This is a genomic window from Fibrella aquatica (assembly GCF_041321135.1).
In the GTDB taxonomy this organism is placed as follows: domain Bacteria; phylum Bacteroidota; class Bacteroidia; order Cytophagales; family Spirosomataceae; genus Fibrella; species Fibrella aquatica.
In genome coordinates this window covers 90853-107546 of record NZ_JBGGWF010000011.1, presented here as the reverse complement: position 1 = coordinate 107546, position 16694 = coordinate 90853, and the positions used below count along the sequence as shown (strand labels likewise).

Genomic DNA, 16694 nt, shown 5'->3' with positions numbered 1-16694 from the left:
GTGGTTATCATCGTTTCAGCCGTTGAATGGGTACGCCCATTACGGCTTCAAAAAAGTGAACATTTTTCAAAAAATCGCCTTTCACCTGCTCCGAAACCGCCTTCGCCTGCACATACTGCGTTGTGAGAGTTGCCATTGTTGAGGCATTGATACGCCCTTTCTGAAGATCAAGTTCGGCGAGTCGGTAGGCAGTGAGAGAGGCTTGTTCGTCGAGCAAACGGATTTTAAGCATCTGCTGCGCCGTAATCATATCCTGGTACAGTTGAATAAGCTGTTGTTTGATCTGTAACTCCAGCACATCGCGTTGTAGTTCGGCCGCCCGCTGATTTGATTTTGCCTGCCGAATCTGGTGTTTCCGTCCGAAAAGCTCATAAAGCGAGATCCGAAAATCAATACCTACGCGATAGCCATTGGCAATTTGCCCCAGCGTACTTCTTTGCGGGTCAACAGCAGGAACTGTGGGTACAGTAACTGCGGGTAGAGTACTAGTAGCCAGAATTGTTTGGTCGCCCGTCGAGTAGTTGGCATTTCCCGAGAGGTTCTGATAAATCAATGCTTTGGTCTGATCAACAGATGCTCCGAGACCGTTCACCACTTCATCCTGGTATTTAAGCAATGGCGAATAGGCTATGGCTACTTTCAGGAGTTGATCGAACGGAAGAAGCTGAACGGCGAGGTCCTGATTTATATCCAGGTAAAGAGTGTCGCCTGGTAAACCAGCTGAACGGCCAAACGAGACCATGCCCCGTGCGCCGGTATTTTGTGCCATAGCCGACCATCCGAAAGAAAGACTTGCCAGGACAACGAATAAAGTTGAAAAACGAGAAAGAACCACGAATCTAGGTAAGCGATTGAACAGTGAGCTACGCGAACAAACGACTAAGTTACGCAGCTATTGAGGCAGTTGCTTCGCTTAGCCTTTTTCCTTTTGACTGGAAATGGCGGTGTATGTCACGTGATGCCCTGTGAGGCTCGTTGTCGGGGTATCCTCACGTCGGACATTCCCGCATAGGGCGGCGCAAACAAATATACTAACCTATAGACTTTATTGGACTATGAGTTGCAGAATCTGTTGGCTGAACGGTTCGGGCGGCTTTTTCCCAGATGCCCGAAATTCCTCCCTGCCAATAGCGTACCAAACCTAATAGTACGCATACATTCATGAATACAAAATAAAAGGGCACAAAGGCCGGTTTCCAACGGGTTTGCCGGTCTTCGTTTTGATAGCCAATGTAAGCAAGGCCATAAAAGAATAGTTGACCGATCAGCATAGCGACCCAAAAAGTGATTGCCCAGGCCGAAGCGTCCGTTAGCAATACCTGAACCGCAATGGCCAGGTTGAGCAAAAACAGGAGAGGCAGGCAAAACGGCGTAACGGCCCAACGCAACACGCGGTGCGATACATACTGAAAACTGAGCCAGCCATAGCGGAAGATATTCAGCAGGCTTTTTAATCGCTGAATGGACTGAAAACCACCCGTTGCAATGCGCACTTTCCGTTTCTGTTCTTCCCGGATTGAGGGTGAAGGGCGCTCCAGTGCGTAGGCCTCGGGTTCATATTCGACCCGAAATCCACGGGCAGCAATGCGGAGCGAGATCATAAAATCGTCGAGGAGCGTATCGGCTTCTACGGGTTCGTATAGATTGGTGCGGATAGCAAAGAGTTCACCCGCAGCCCCGACGATGGTGTATAATTCAGCGTCGAGCCGTTTCAACAATGACTCGTAGCGCCAGTACAGCCCTTCGCCGCTCCCCGTTGCCGCTTCTGCAGAAAGCATCTCAATCCGTTTTTCGCCCGTAACGGCACCTACTTCGGGCGCATCGAATTTGCGCACCAGGCGCTGCACGGCTTCGGGATTCAGCGTGGTGTTGGCATCGGTGAAAATTACCAGCGGGGTATGTACCTGACGCATGGCATTGTTCATCGCCTCGATTTTACCCAGGCGTTGCGAGCCCGATAGTATCGAGAGATTAGGTACGTTCCTTTTTTGTGTTTCCAACCACTCAGCCGACCCATCGGTTGATCCCTCTACCACAAAAAGCAGGTGAAGGCGATCGGCGGGATACTGTTGCGCCAGGCAGTTTTGCAGCTTAGCCGGTAGGCAATCTATCTCGTTATAAGCAGGGATAACAACGGTTACGTGGGGGGCTTCACCGGCAGCGGGCAAAAAACGCTGCCCGATGCCAAACAAACGGCGCAGTTTTACCAGGGCGTATAATACCAGACCATAACCCAGGTACGTATACAAAACCAGGGACATCAGAATCCAGAAAAGAATAGTAAGTACCATATTATCAGACGTTTTCCTGTTGCCAAAGGCTGAAAAACGTTTTGTAAATAATCTTCATATCGTTCAGAAATGAGAAGGTCTCCACATATTCAATGTCCAGATCAATCCGTTCCTGCTCATTCATCCGATTTTCGCCGCGGGCGCGCTTTTGCACCTGCCACAACCCGGTTAATCCCGACGGGCCGGCGAACCGTTTCACAGCCTGATCAGTGGTGAGTTTTTCCGCTTCGTAGACTGGCAATGGTCGGTTTCCAACAATCGACATATCGCCTAGCAGGATGTTTACCAGCTGTGGTAACTCATCGATACTGCTGTTTCTTAGAAAGTTGCCTAGACGGGTGATCCGCGGGTCGTTGCGAAACTTAACGAATGCCGCGCCTTTATCGCCCCGTTGCAAGTAATGGCGTTCGCAGACAAACCGATCCTGATCAAACAGTTTTCGCTGACACGACGAAGCAATTAGTGCACAGCCTTCGCATACGTCATGCTCAGTAGCCGACTCCTCCGAAAGAGCCACATCCTGACTATACATATTATTTTCTGCCGCCATCTGCTTCAATAGCTGATCGGCTTCAACGCGCATAGTGCGGAACTTGATCATGCCGAAGACCCGGTAGTTGGCACCAACGCGTTTCGACTTGTAGAAGACGGGCCCTTTTGAATCCAACTTAATCAGAATAGCGACCAGCAGCATCAAGGGACTAAACACAATGAGTGCCTGTAGCGAAGCGGCAATATCAATGGCTCGCTTCCAGGTGGGCAACTCGAACCGAAATTTATGGCGTGGTGCTTCTACATCGGGTTGAGCAGCTACCCGGCGCATGAGTGTTAGAAAGAATTGGATTCTTCGTTCGAGTTGAGCCGAATCAGAGAGCGAGATCAAATCGGTAACCCCGGCCCGCAAAGCTAGTTTCGTTGACTCCTCGGTCGTCTTGTTACATAAGAGCAGGATAGGCACACTTTGATTGAGAGTTGACCGCCTCAGTTCAGCGAGTGAATCGAGCGTGCTCTGCTTCTCGTTGACAATAATGAGCGAAGCCGATTGACGGTCGCGCATCCAGGCAATTGCATCATCGATCCGCTGATACCACCGAATCAAATATGTTTCATCGATCAGCGCAGATATCTGGCTGAATACGGCTTCCTCTTTTTCAACCAACACCAGACAAGTAGTCGTTTGTCGGTTTATTTCCGCGCGTATCATATCAATGAATAAAAGTAGCAGTGACGTTGAATAGATGGGTTTCTCCAGAAGGAGAAGGGTAAGCTAGAAATAAAGTATGGCACGAAGTTTGTTAAGCCCGAAACCTCTTCGGCGTGCTAGAGATTTAGCGAACTAGGTGACCAAAACCGTTTTAGCAGCGACGAGTGCATGGGAATCACAGGCGTTTCTTCCTGCTCTTCCACCCATGCATAACGGCTTGCCAATGCCTGCAGAGTTACCTTCACTTCAACCGGATTAAAGGGCTTGGCAATGTGCGCATCGGCGCCTGCTTCCAGACAGGCAATACGCGTATCACTATCAGCGGCATCTGACAAAACCAGGACGAATGTTTTTTGAGACAACTTATTCATTCTGACAAGCTTAACTAGCTCGAGACCATCAAAAAAGGGCAGATTTAGCTCTGTAATAATGCAGTCGAACTGACGTCCCTGTACCAAAAAACGAACGGCATCACGACTGTTGGTTGCAACGGTAATGCTGTAATCAGCACGCAGTGTTTGCGTCAGCACGGTGACAATGTGAGGATTCTCTTCGACGATCAGTAGCTGACGATTCGCTTTTTTCATGATTAACTATGGAATGGATATTCTTTAGTTTAGTGATGGCACGATTGTTGTTCAATTCTTATCAGGAAAACAGCCACGTTTTATATAGTCTGTTGCTCCATTACTTTTTTGCCGTACATGAAGCCTGAGTAAGTTCCCTGTTTTAGGTAGCTTATCCGTTGGTTGTGTATGGCAATACTCGATTTCATGCTTTAGACTATGTAACTGCACGCATAGTCACACAAATGACCACGTTTTAATTATTCCGTGTTTATCGCTTTTCTTTCCGGCTGTTTTACACCCGGATGCAAGTAAGAAGTAAGGCGATATCCAACCCGAAAATTGACGGTTCGGTTCTACTTTCCCTTCTACTCCCAGTTCTGTCTGCCTACTGCCCTGTCAACTACAGATTAATTGACCCGTGGCGATACTCACTCACCCGTCTGCAGCTTTGACCCATCAACGAGGCGGTTATCGGTCGACCCCGCCGCTCATTTATCAGGTATCACTTGTATGTTTCTGGTCGCGCTCAAACACATAAATTGTCGGTATAGTTACTCCTGGAACGGTTCGCTCGCTCTCCGTATTTTCGCCATTACCAGACTCACGTTTATAGACTGTAAACGCTCAGCCTACAATCCGGACAAGATTGCCTCTCCTGGTATACTCTTTTTTTTACTATTTCTATCAACTCTATCTATCAGCTACGCATATATTTCGTAGACGGTCAGTGGCGTGATGCCCTACTTTTCGTCTAAACAAAAGACAATTGGTTGACTTCGGTACAAAGCCAGATTGACCGATTATTAAATTTGCATTAATCATAGAACGCCTTTAGTCAAGCCGGTTACCTATAAATTTCAAGTATGGCTACTGAATTGTTGTTACGCACCTATTCACCCAATGATTTAGCAGCCACCGTGCAGCAGTTTGTCAACGATGCGACCAACCGTTTTGGCCCATCTCCGGCAGTTGTCTTCGACGGGCATTCACAGACTTATGCGCAACTCCATGACGAGTCGGAAAAGGTGGCGCAACGTTTATTGGACACAGCACCGGATGCGGCGATTATTGGCGTAAGCACTACCCGTCGGTTAGGGTTGATTAGTCAGTTATTGGGTATTCTGAAAGCCGGAAAAGCGTATTTGCCCCTTGACCCCACCTACCCGGCGGCCCGTCTCCGGCAAATTATCGACAGCGCCCGGTTAACGCACTGCCTGGCCGATCAGGGCGAGGCATCGTTCTTTGAAGCCGTTGGCCTTGTGGTACCTAACAGTGAGGCAGGTACAAATAGAACGGGTTTACCCACCCTACCCGTAACCGGGCAAACCGACGTTACCTGTGTATTATATACGTCAGGATCAACGGGCACGCCCAAAGGGGTTTGTTTAGGGCACAAAGGATTAATTGACCTGTTGCAATATCAGGCTAAATATGGTACTGCTCAGCCCGGTACGCGATCTCTTCAATTCTGTCACCTAAGCTTCGACGCGTCGTTCCAGGAGATTTTCCTTCCCTTGACCACCGGCGGCACCGTTTACCTGATCGACGATTCGTACCGGCTCGATGCAGCTCGTCTGCTGCGGTTTATCAGCGACAATGCCATTAATCGGGTTTTTCTGCCTTACGTGGTACTTCAGTATATGACCGAAGCGGCCGAAACAATCGGTCTGTTCCCGGCCACGCTTCAGGAAGTGATTACGGGTGGTGAACGACTGCGGATCACACCTCAGATTCGGCGGTTCTTTACCGAGTTACCCGACTGCACACTCATGAACGTGTATGGCCCCACCGAAGCCAGTGTATGGGTAACCGAGCATAAGCTGAAAGGCGACGCCGATAACTGGCCCGCCCTGCCGCCGATTGGTACGCCCATTGCCCGCGCTGAAATTCTCTTGTTATCGGATCAGCTCACGATGCTCGAAAACGGGCAGGTGGGCGAACTGTATATTGGTGGCCCCTGCGTGGCATTAGGCTACCTGAACCGCCCCGACCTGACCGCCGAACGTTTTATTCAGTGGACACATCCCGTGAAAGGGGAGATGATTATTTACCGTACCGGTGACCTGGCCAGGTACGTTACTGATTCGTCGGCCAGTGAAGACAAGGCCGTTGGTTTTCTCGATTTCATGGGACGAGCCGACGATCAGGTAAAGATTCGGGGCAATCGGGTTGAACTGGGCGAGATTGAAGTGGCGCTGGCTCATTTGCCGGGTGTGCAACAGGCCGTTGCCGTAGTGCAGGAAAGCGCATCGGGCCAAAAAACGCTGCTGGCTTACGCTATTGTTACGCCCGGTACATCAGTGGATGGGCCGACGCTTCGGCAGGCGTTGTCAGGTACGTTACCCGATTTCATGCTTCCCGCACAGGTAATTCTTGTCGACACGTTTCCGCGCACAACCAGTGGCAAGGTTGATAAACTAGCGTTACCGCGGCCCGAGCCAACCCGCCCCAGTTTGCCGACCCTTTTCCGGGAGCCAGACACATTGCTGGAGCAGCAAATCGCGAATTTATGGGCCGAAATGCTGGAAATAGCTCCGATTGGGGCCGACGATAACTTCTTCGACTTGGGCGGCAATTCGCTGCTGGCCCAAAAAACGGTGGCCGGCCTGGCATCGATGGGGCACACCCTACCGATTACCAAACTCTACCAATACCCAACGGTGGCTGGTCTGGCCAACTTTCTTCAACCAACAGCAACACCTGCTGTAGCCAGCCAGCCTGCTTCATCAACGCGCCATCGCGAGCAATCGGGTGCTATCGCCGTGATTGGTATGGCCGGGCGTTTTCCGGGAGCCGATACCATCGATGAGCTGTGGCAGGTGCTTACCGAAGGCCGCGAAACAACCCGCTTTTTCACACCCGACGAGCTTGATCCGTCTATTTCGGCACAGGTACGTAACAGCCCAACCTATGTGCGGGCGCGGGGCGTATTGCAGGGAGCTGACCAATTTGATCCGGCATTTTTTGGTCTCACCCCCGCCCTGGCCGACCTGATGGACCCGCAGCAACGCGTGTTTCTGGAGATTGCCTACGAGGTGCTGGAGCAAACCGGCTACCTGCCGCAGGCACCTCGCCCTAAGGGGGAAAGCCATACCGAAACAGTAGGCGTTTGGGCTGGTTGCGGCAACAATACGTATTTCCTGAACAACGTATTGCCTAACCCGGCTGCCGTTGAGCGGGTGGGCGCTTTCCAGGCCATGACGGTTAACGAAAAAGATTACATTGCTTCACGTACGGCCTACCAGCTAAACCTGAAAGGCCCCGCAGTCAGCGTGTATTCGGCCTGTTCTACGTCATTACTGGCCATAACGCAAGCCGTTGAAAGCCTCCGTAATGGTCAGTGTACGGTGGCGCTGGCAGGGGGCGCAGCCATTACGGCCCCAATCAACAGCGGTCATTTCTACGAAGAAGGGGCCATGCTGAGCCGTACGGGCCAATGTCGTTCATTCGATGCCGATGCCAGTGGTACCGTGTTCAGCGACGGTGCGGGCGTTGTACTCCTGAAATTGCTGGATGATGCTCAACGCGATGGCGACCCCATTTTCGCGGTCATCAAAGGCGTTGGCGTTAGCAACGATGGCGGCGGGAAAGGCAGTTTCACAGCACCCAACGCCGAAGGACAGGCCGCCGCTATTCAACAGGCACAAGCCGATGCGCAGGTTGACCCGGCCACGATCAGCTATGTAGAAGCCCACGGCACCGCTACGCCCCTCGGCGACCCCATCGAATTCGACGGGCTGACGATGGCGTTTGGGCCACAAACCAATAAACAGTTTTGCGCTCTTGGCTCCATCAAAAGCAACATGGGTCACCTGACTCAGGCGGCAGGTGTGGCAGCTCTGATCAAAACCGTACTGGCGCTGCACCACAAACAGTTGCCTGCTTCCCTGAATTTTGAGCGGCCAAACCCCGCTATTGATTTTACCAACAGCCCGTTTTTTGTCAATACCACCCTCACCGACTGGCAGGCTTCTGACCTGCCACGGCGAGCGGGGGTCAGCTCATTTGGCGTGGGCGGTACCAATGTACACGTGGTGTTGGAAGAAGCACCAGCCCCCACCAAGCCAACCATCGATCGGCCGTTATCGGCACGCCCGTATCAGTTGCTTCCCTGGTCGGCCCGCTCGGCTACCAGCCGGGAAGCCTACGGCGAAAAGCTGGGTACGTACCTGCAGCAACCCAATGCGGCCTCGCTGGCCAATGTGGCCTACACATTGCCAACAACCCGCCCGGCTATGGGACAGCGTCGTTTTGTGGTGGCCGCTTCTGCGGTACAAGCTGTCGATCTTCTGAAAGACACTGATTCCAACGCTCATGTGCTAAATGGTAGACCCGGCGAAGTGGTATTTGTTTTTCCCGGACAAGGTGCGCAATATCTCGGTATGGGGCATGATTTTTACCAGCACGAACCCGTTTACCGCGCCGCCGTTGACACCTGTGCCGAGTTGCTGAGTCCGTACCTCGACGTTGATATCCGGTCGGTGATGTACCCGGAGAAGGCGGATCTGGCGGCGAAGGAATTGCTTAAAAATACGCGCTATACGCAGCCAGCGCTCTTTGTGACCAACTACGCACTGGCGCAACTCTGGCAAAGCTGGGGCATTGAACCCACCATATTATGCGGCCATAGTCTCGGCGAATTTGTGGCGGCTCATCTGGCGGGTGTCTTTTCACTAGCCGACGCTATTCAGCTCATTGCCCGCCGTGGCCAACTGGTTGGCTCCTGCCCGCGAGGTAGTATGCTGTCAGTTCGTAGGCCGGTGGCGGAGGTTGAATCCATGCTGCCGGGTACGTTGTCGGTGGCGGCGGTGAACAGCCACAGCCTGTGCGTGGTGGCCGGTTCAGACGAAGAGATTGCGGCCTTTGCCCAGTATCTGGATCAGAAAAGCATTCCGAACCGGGTGTTGGAAACCAGCCACGCCTTTCATTCGGCCATGATGGACCCCGTGGTGGCAACCTTTGCCGAAACCGTGCAGCAGGTACAGCTTTCGCGCCCCAAGAAGCCGATCGTCTCCACGGTCAGCGGCACCTGGCTGACTGATCAACAGGCCACGGACCCGCAGTACTGGGCCGCGCATCTACGAAACACCGTTCGATTTGCCGATGCCCTAGACACGATTTTTGCCCTTCGGAACCCCCTTCTGCTCGAAGTTGGCCCCGGAAACAGCAGCACAACGCTGGCCCGTCAACAAGCCGGGGCGCGGTCGGGCGGCGTAGAAAAACGACCGATGGTTGCCGTTGCGAGCCTTCACCGACCCGACGAACAAACCGACTATCAGGCCCTGCTCACCGCACTCGGAACAATTTGGTTACGGGGTTTAGAGCCTAACTGGGCCGCTTTTTACGCTAATCAGCCTATTGAACGGGTTCCGTTACCAACCTACGCCTTTGACCGGAAGCGTTGCTGGGTCGACCCACCTGCGGGAGCTGTTCCCCTGATTCCTACACAGGGCAGTCAAACGTTGTCGTTGCCCGATTCGCTGACAACTGCCTCTGATCATCAACTTCATTCATCACCAGTACAGACTATACAATCCACGATACGACCACCTATGCGAAGTGAACATCTACTAACTCAAATCAATACGCTGCTCGAAGAGGCGTCGGGAATTGACGTGGCAGGGACATCACCCACGACCTCGTTTCTTGAAATTGGCCTTGACTCGCTGTTACTCACGCAGGTATCGATCAGCCTACGTCGTACGTTTGGCGTTCCGATCACGTTCCGGCAGCTCAGCGGTGAATTTGATACCCCGCAAAAACTAGCTACTTTCCTGGATGCTCAGCTACCAGCCGACGCGCATCAGCCGACGCCAATAGCGGCCGTTGCTCCCCCAATGGCTGTACCAACCCAGCCGATTTACACAGAGCAACCCGTTTATACACAGTCGGTAGCCAGTCAGTCCAATGGCGATTCGGCGTTGGGTCTTATTGCCCAGCAATTGCAGATTCTGGCCAAACAGGTGGCCCTCATGCAGGGCGGTGCGGTGATGCCTCCGTCAGCGCAGCCAGTGCCGCAACCAATTGCCGCTCCGGCTATTGCCACGGTTCCATCAAACGTACCTGCACCAAAGGCTACACCAGCCGTTTCGGTCTCGTTACCATCTCCCGATGTAACCCCGGAAGAAGCCGCCGAACTGAAGAAACCGTTTGGTGCAACAGCCCGTATCGACAGGCAGGTGACCGGCCTGAGCGCGAAGCAAGAGCAGTTTCTGACGAAATTAACGGCTAGCTACAATCAGAAAACAGCCAAGAGCAAGGCCTATACCCAGCAACACCGCGAGCAAATGGCCGATCCACGCGTGGTATCGGGCTTCCGTCCGTTGACGAAAGAAATCGTGTATCCGCTGGTCATTAATAAATCGAAAGGAAGCCGCCTCTGGGATCTGGACGGGAACGAATACATCGACGCCCTGAATGGGTTTGGCGCCACGATGTTTGGTCATCAACCCGACTTTATCAAGGAAGCGCTTCACGAACAGGTCGAGAACGGCTACGAGGTTGGTCCACAGCATGAATTGGCCGGTGAGGTTTGCCAACTGGTTTGTGAGTGTACCAAATTTGACCGGGCGGCGCTGTGCAGCACGGGTTCCGAGGCCGTTCTGGGCACCATGCGCGTAGCCCGAACCGTAACGGGCCGGTCGTTGATCGTGGCCTTTACGGGTTCGTACCACGGCATTGTCGACGAAGTACTGGTTCGCGGCACCAAAAAGCTAAAGACCTTCCCGGCGGCGGCGGGTATCATGCCCGAAGCGGTGCAGAATATGCTTATTCTGGACTACGGCACCGACGAAAGCCTGCGCATCATTCGCGAGCGGGCGCACGAATTGGCCGCCGTACTGGTTGAGCCCGTGCAAAGCCGCCGGCCCGAGTTCAGGCCTATCGAGTTTTTGAAAGAAGTACGGGCCATCACCGAAGCGTCGGGCACCGCCCTGATTTTTGATGAAGTGATCACCGGTTTCCGCATGCACCTTGGCGGCGCACAAGCCCTTTTTGGCATTCAGGCTGATCTGGCTTCGTACGGAAAAGTAATTGGCGGCGGACTGCCTATCGGTGTTATTGCGGGCAAAAAAGCCTTCATGGATGCACTCGACGGTGGTTTCTGGCAATATGGCGACGAATCATTCCCCGAAGTGGGCGTCACTTATTTTGCCGGTACGTTTGTGCGCCACCCGTTGGCACTGGCATCGGCCAAGGCATCGCTGCTGCACCTGCAAGCCGAGAGCCCATCGCTTCAAAAACGGTTGACCCGCTATGCCGAGCAACTGGCCACCGCTTTCAACGCCCGCTTCGACCGGCAGAAATTACCCATCGTAGCCACGCAGTTTGGGTCACTGTGGCGCTTAAAATGGACCGAAGATGTGCCGTATGGTGAACTGCTATTCACGATGATGCGCGAAAAAGGAATTCACATCTGGGACGGTTTCCCCTGTTTTATTACCGAAGCCCATACCGACGCTGATATAACGACCATTCGCGAAGCGTGCCTGAGTAGTATCGACGCCATGATTGCGGCGGGTTTTCTGACACCCGGCGTTAGCGAAGCAGACAACGTACCCGGCGTTTGGTCGGCCGATCAGCCGCCCGTACCCGGTGCACGCCTCGGCCGCGACCAGGCGGGCAACCCTGCCTGGTTCATCGCCAACCCCGATCAGCCCGGTTCGTACCGGCAACTCGAGATCGGCGTGTAGGCACCTACTCGCTTCATTGAAAAAGGCCGAACCCGCTGCACATTGGTGAGCGGGTTCGGCCTTTTTCAGTCCATTACGGTCCTGAATGATCAGGAGCGCGGGTTATTTTTCACCCCTGAGTTTCTTCAGCCAGTGATCCATCTGTTTGCCGGCTGCTTCCCGTCCACCAAGACCAAACGAGAGCGCAATAGCCAACGCAATGGCACCTACCAGCGCACCGAAAGCCAGATCAACGATTGAGTCGGCAATACCCATCGCCTTGAACGCCATGGCCAGGAACAAAACCAGAATGGTGTAGTAGGCGATGCTGGCCAGGGCGCGGTTATTGGTGTTGGGCACATCAATGTTGGTACGCACCAAACTGGCGATGAAGTTACCTACCGCCAAAATCAGCAGCCCGAACGAAATCTGACCTGTCATATCGAAAATGCGACGGAGAATATCAACCAATTGGGGCAACTCCAGTTTCTCAACGGCCGTGATGATACCCGTGAACAGCAAAAAGAAGAAGGCTATGTTCTTCAGCAATTTTGCCAGCGATTGCTGACCCAACACCGAAGCCAATCCGATACGGCTGGCAAATTCGTCGAAGCCCAGGCTTTGCAGCAGGTCACCAACCCAGTCGGTCAGCAGTTTACCACCCACGTAGAAAACGGCCAAAATCATCGTGAACGACAGGATTCGGGGGATAAACGACATCAGGTCGCTGAGCATCTGTGTGGCTGGTGCCGAGATGACCTCGATTTTCAACGCATTCAGAGCAACGATCAGAATGGGAACAAACACGGCCAGAAATACCAACTGCCGCACCAGTTTAACCACGTTGACACTTCCCTGTAAATCAACCTGCGTCACTACTTTGTCGAGGTAGCCAACAGCACCCGCAACCGCACTTGCCGCCATAGAAGCCAGTACGTACCCGGCAAAGCCGATGATGGCAGCCGCCAGCAAATTGGGCAGGAACGAAACAAAGCTGTTCAGCATATTCTGCAAAGGCGTCAGCACGCTACCAACGCCCAGCATGTCGAGGGCAACCACAATGGCATAAATTAACAGCACATAGTAAATCAGCGACGAGATAATGTCAGCCAGGTTAAGTCCGAACCGTGACTCTTCCTGTAGGCCAAACCGTTCATTGAGTTTTAGGCGGGTAAGTTGCTTGTTAACGAATGACCGGAGTGCCTTGGCAATGAAATAGCCAATCAACAAAATGAGCAACGCACCGATCACACCGGATAAGTGCTGGCTTATAGAGTTGGTAAAGACCTGAATGTTTTGGGTAACGGTTTCCATAGAAAATGTAGTGGGTAATGAGTTAGTACTCCGTTTATGACGTTGACTAGGAGTTCATGTAACCCAGGTATCACTTACCTATCCCGCAAAACACATTAAAGAGTCAATTAATGTGTCTATCAAACAGTTATCTATCCGCAAATGCACATATCAACTACAACAAATAAACAGGTCAAGACAATTTTCAGGTAAACGAATCTGTTTTCCCAGACAATTTGTTACACCTTTATATATACTGTTCTGCCCTCACCCTATGATTTCTTTGCGTAACTGGCCGTTGCTCCTGACGGTCACGCTTGGCTTATCGATGCCTTCATTGGGCCAATCGAAGAAAGCCCTTAAACCAACTGTTGCCCGCTTCAACCCTGCCGCTCCCATTCCGTTCGACAAATCGGTAAAGGTGGGCAAACTGCCTAACGGGTTGACGTACTACATCCGTAAAAACAGCGAACCCGCCAACCGGGCCGAGCTGAGGCTGGTGGTTCGGGCCGGTTCGGTGCTGGAGAACGATGCCCAACAAGGTCTGGCGCATTTTATGGAGCACATGGCCTTCAATGGCACCAAAAACTTTCCCAAAAATGAGCTGGTCAACTTCCTGCAATCGTCGGGCATCCGGTTTGGAGCTGATCTGAACGCGTATACGAGTTTCGACGAAACGGTATACGAGCTACCCGTTCCAACCGATTCGGCGCGGGTGTTTGAGCGGGCCATGCAGATTCTGGAAGACTGGGCGCATAATGTAAGCCTCGACACCACCGAGATCAATAAAGAGCGCGGTGTTGTGCTGGAAGAATGGCGGCTTGGTCGCGGGGCGCAGCAACGGATGCGCGACAAGTATTTTCCGTACCTGCTTAACAACTCGCGCTACGCTAACCGACTACCCATCGGAAAAGACAGCATTATCCGAAACTTCAAGCCCGAGGTGCTGCAGGCTTTCTACAAAACCTGGTACCGCCCCGACCTGATGGCCGTGGTGGCCGTGGGCGATTTCGACGTGGCGAAGGTGGAAGCCATGATCCGGCAAAAGTTTGGGCGTATTCCGAAAGCAACCAAACCTACCCCGCGGCCAACGTACCTGATCGATGCCCACAAAGACACCAAAGTGGTGATTGTGACCGACAACGAACAGCCCAATACGGTGATTCAGATCATCTATAAGCGACCCGAACTAACAGACCGCACCCTCGGCGACCTGCGGGCCGATATCACCCGCGAGTTATTCAACGCCATGCTGGGTAACCGGATTCAGGAACTGACTCAACAGGCCGATCCGCCTTTTCTGTACGGAGCCAGCAACTACGGGTCATTCCTGGGGAACCTCGATGCGTTTACGGCCTATGCGGTTGCTAAAGAAGGTAACATTCAACGGTCCATTCAGGCATTGCTGGATGAAACGTCGCGCGTGAAAAAGTTTGGGTTTACCCCTACCGAAATAGCCCGCGCCAAAACGGAGTTGCTTCGTGGCGCTGAACAGGCCTACCTCGAACGGACAAAAACCCGCTCAGCCAACTACGTGGGGCAATACGTAGGTCATTTCACCGATCAGGAACCCGTTATCAGCATTGATTTTTACTACGACTTTGTAAAGCAGAACCTAGGCGGTATCACGCTGCCCGAAGTAAACGGGCTGGTCGATCAGTTTATCCGTACCGAAAACCGGGCGGTCGTCATTATGGCCCCGGAATCGGACAAAGCCAAACTGCCCAGTGTTGAGCAGGTCATCAGCTACATCGATGCCGCCGGGAAAGACCTGACTGCCTACGACGATAAGGTACTTGACAAACCGTTGCTGGCTACCCCGCCAACACCCGGCCCCGTGGTGAGCGAATCCAAAATCGATAAGATCGGCGTGACCGAATTGCGGCTGAAAAACGGGGTTCGCGTGGTGTTGAAGCCAACCACGTTCAAAAATGACCAAATTCTGTTTACGGGAAATAGCCTCGGTGGTACATCGCTCTACGAATTGCCCGATTACCAGACAGCTCGTTTCGCGTCTACGCTGGTGAATCTGGGCGGTACCGGTGATTACAGTCAGGTGCAACTTGGCAAATTTCTGGCCGGAAAAGCCCTGAACGTATCGTCCTACGTGTCGGAACTGGGCGAAGGCATCAGCGGCGGCACAGCCCCTAAAGACCTGGAAACAGCGCTGCAACTGTTGAACAGCTATTTCACCCAGCCCCGCCGCGACCCCGATGTGGTGGCCGGTTTCCTGTCGAATCAGAAAAGTGCACTGGCTAACCAACTGGCTACGCCCACGCCGCAAAAGGTGTTTCAAGATACCGTAAGCATCACGTTGGGCAACAACAATCCCCGCCGTCTGCCGCTAACGCCCGCCGACCTCGACCGCGTGAATCTCGACCGGGCCATTCAGATCTACAAAGAGCGTTTTGCCGACGCCAGTGGCTTTACGTTCGTTTTTGTCGGCAATTTCGAGGTAGCCACTATCAAGCCGTTGTTGGAGACGTACCTGGGTAGCCTGCCCACCACCAATAGCAAGGAAACGTTTCGCGACCTGGGCATTCGGGCACCCGAAGGGCAAGTGACCAAAACCGTTCGCCGGGGTGTTGACCCAAAAGCGAGCGTGCAACTGGTATACACCGGCAACTTCGACTGGACAGCCGAGAATGCCACGCAGGTAGATGCGCTGGGCGAAGTGCTGGAAATTAAGCTTGTTGAGCAGCTACGCGAGGCCGCTAGTGGTGTATATGGTGTATCGGCAAGTGGCGTGTATGGCCGTTATCCGGTTCCGCGCTACACCTTCCGCATTAATTTCGGCTGTGCACCCGAGAATGTGGATAAGTTGACGGCGCTTGTGAATAAAGAGATCGAGAAGCTAAAAACCACCGGAGCAGAGGCAGCCGACATAGCCAAATTCAAGGCCGAAACGCAGCGCGAGCAGGAGATACAGCGAAAGGACAATAATTTCTGGCTCAGCTATCTCTCGAATCAGTATTACAATGGCGACGACCCGCTCGAACTTCTCCGCGAACCGGAATTGCTGAAGCAGGTAACGGTAGAAAGCACCAAAGCCGCCGCCAACCGCTACCTCGGCAATAACCTGATCAAGTTCATACTCCTGCCAACGGAGTAGCTGTCTGTCGCTGACGAAGTGTGGCCTGTTAGTCAAATACTACGTCCAACGGCAGTTCAACAGGTACGTTTGAATCCTTCACCACATCGTTCCCCATGAAAAACTGATAACTCGTGGGGGACGAATAAACAGCAATGGCTTTCATATCCGGTATAACGATCCAGCAGGAAGTTACGCCAAACGCAAAATATCGACCGGCTTTTTCGATCATCTGCGACAATGACTGACTGGGCGAAATTATTTCGACGGCTACTAGCGGAGCATCAGTTCTACTAGCGGTGTCATGCTGATAATCTAGTTGAAAATAAGGATAGAGCGCAACATCAGGAACAGAGTCTTTTGGTTGAGTAGCTAACGTAATTTCTGTTAGAACCCGATATTGTTTACGATAACGCACCTTGAGTTCAGCCGCAATATTTGTTTGAATAGCGGCATGCACGGTTGTTGGCATGGGTTTCCCTCGTTCGAGTTCGTAGTCCGATAATTGGTCAATGACGGCCTCCATAGCGTTTGTGTTTCCCAAATATAACCAAAATAGCGCGGTTGCGAATACTA

At 52.7% G+C, this 16694-nt stretch carries 8 protein-coding genes; 2 read left to right on the top strand and 6 right to left on the bottom strand.

All coding sequences use genetic code 11. The features are described 5' to 3' along the window. Positions 1-7: 7 nt before the first annotated feature. The 4 genes from ACAW87_RS20890 to ACAW87_RS20875 all read right to left on the bottom strand — a co-directional run bounded on the left by ACAW87_RS20890 (position 8) and on the right by ACAW87_RS20875 (position 4082). Positions 8-769 carry a TolC family protein gene (locus tag ACAW87_RS20890; protein ID WP_370725588.1) on the bottom strand — a complete coding sequence of 254 codons (762 nt, stop codon included), beginning with the start codon at positions 767-769 and terminating at the stop codon, positions 8-10. 262 nt (positions 770-1031) lie between these two features. Continuing rightward, the gene (locus tag ACAW87_RS20885; RefSeq protein WP_370725587.1) at positions 1032-2291 is read right to left on the bottom strand and encodes a glycosyltransferase family 2 protein; all 1260 of its coding nucleotides are present in this window, start codon (positions 2289-2291) and stop codon (positions 1032-1034) included. Positions 2292-2295: 4 nt separating this feature from the next. Beyond that, positions 2296-3495, bottom strand: a complete 1200-nt coding sequence (locus tag ACAW87_RS20880; protein WP_370725586.1) for a sugar transferase — start codon at positions 3493-3495, stop codon at positions 2296-2298. 116 nt (positions 3496-3611) lie between these two features. Continuing rightward, entirely contained in the window at positions 3612-4082 is a 471-nt protein-coding gene (locus ACAW87_RS20875) for a response regulator (protein WP_370725585.1), read from the bottom strand. A gap of 845 nt (positions 4083-4927) precedes the next feature. Between ACAW87_RS20875 and ACAW87_RS20870 the strand changes: the two genes are divergently transcribed. Beyond that, entirely contained in the window at positions 4928-11755 is a 6828-nt protein-coding gene (locus ACAW87_RS20870) for an amino acid adenylation domain-containing protein (RefSeq protein WP_370725584.1), read from the top strand. Positions 11756-11857: 102 nt separating this feature from the next. On the opposite strand, the gene ACAW87_RS20865 is transcribed toward ACAW87_RS20870, so the two are convergent. After that, a complete protein-coding gene (locus ACAW87_RS20865) occupies positions 11858-13048 on the bottom strand; it encodes a mechanosensitive ion channel (protein ID WP_370725583.1) in 1191 nt (396 codons plus the stop codon). Between the two features lie 253 nt (positions 13049-13301). On the opposite strand from ACAW87_RS20865, the gene ACAW87_RS20860 reads away from it, so the two are divergent. Next, positions 13302-16139, top strand: coding sequence for a M16 family metallopeptidase (locus ACAW87_RS20860; RefSeq protein WP_370725582.1), 2838 nt, complete (start codon positions 13302-13304; stop codon positions 16137-16139). Between the two features lie 28 nt (positions 16140-16167). Here the strand turns inward: ACAW87_RS20860 and ACAW87_RS20855 are convergent, their stop codons facing one another. Then, positions 16168-16644 (bottom strand): Uma2 family endonuclease, encoded by a 477-nt coding sequence (locus ACAW87_RS20855; RefSeq protein WP_370725581.1) that lies wholly within the window; start codon positions 16642-16644, stop codon positions 16168-16170. Positions 16645-16694: the final 50 nt, after the last annotated feature.

What these genes read in the sequence shown, in the direction of transcription:
- ACAW87_RS20880 (WP_370725586.1), bottom strand. Translation starts at nt 3,495, where the DNA reads ATGATACGCGCGGAAATAAACCGACAAACGACTACTTGTCTGGTGTTG.
- ACAW87_RS20890 (WP_370725588.1), bottom strand. Translation starts at nt 769, where the DNA reads ATGGCACAAAATACCGGCGCACGGGGCATGGTCTCGTTTGGCCGTTCA.
- ACAW87_RS20860 (WP_370725582.1), top strand. Translation starts at nt 13,302, where the DNA reads ATGATTTCTTTGCGTAACTGGCCGTTGCTCCTGACGGTCACGCTTGGC.
- ACAW87_RS20855 (WP_370725581.1), bottom strand. Translation starts at nt 16,644, where the DNA reads ATGGAGGCCGTCATTGACCAATTATCGGACTACGAACTCGAACGAGGG.
- ACAW87_RS20885 (WP_370725587.1), bottom strand. Translation starts at nt 2,291, where the DNA reads ATGGTACTTACTATTCTTTTCTGGATTCTGATGTCCCTGGTTTTGTAT.
- ACAW87_RS20875 (WP_370725585.1), bottom strand. Translation starts at nt 4,082, where the DNA reads ATGAAAAAAGCGAATCGTCAGCTACTGATCGTCGAAGAGAATCCTCAC.
- ACAW87_RS20870 (WP_370725584.1), top strand. Translation starts at nt 4,928, where the DNA reads ATGGCTACTGAATTGTTGTTACGCACCTATTCACCCAATGATTTAGCA.
- ACAW87_RS20865 (WP_370725583.1), bottom strand. Translation starts at nt 13,048, where the DNA reads ATGGAAACCGTTACCCAAAACATTCAGGTCTTTACCAACTCTATAAGC.